The sequence below is a fragment of the Pauljensenia sp. UMB3104 genome (assembly GCF_030217285.1).
Classification (GTDB): Bacteria; Actinomycetota; Actinomycetes; order Actinomycetales; family Actinomycetaceae; genus Pauljensenia.
On record NZ_JASONN010000102.1, the window covers coordinates 1 to 360 of the forward strand.

Annotated in this window: 1 pseudogene; it reads right to left on the bottom strand. The window is 58.9% G+C overall.

Annotated features, from left to right (window positions below):
* A pseudogene (locus QP415_RS10945) lies at positions 1-360 on the bottom strand (phage/plasmid primase, P4 family); the annotation flags it as partial.

The window sequence follows — 360 nt, forward strand, 5'->3', positions numbered from 1 at the left end:
ATGCGAGGCGGTGCTTGAGCCCCGCATAGTCGTCTGCGTCGCGTATTTCATGTATTGGGAAGTAGACGTGGAAACGCGGCCTGGCCGACACCACGCCCTTCGGTTTCTGGTGATTACGAGACGTGGCGGTCATGAACTCCACACCAGCCATCAACTCGGCGAGCTTCTCCGGGGTGACCCACTCGGACTCGGTGTCGGTGTGATCGTTGTCGATATCCATCACCACGCAATCCGAGGAGATGAAGGCTGCAGTTGAGCGGCGATCATTCACATACGTGGCAGCCACGTGATCAAAACCCGCGACCGCGCTCAGCGAGGCCGCGTCAGCGACGATGTGCTGGTTCGGGTAGTGGTTATTGT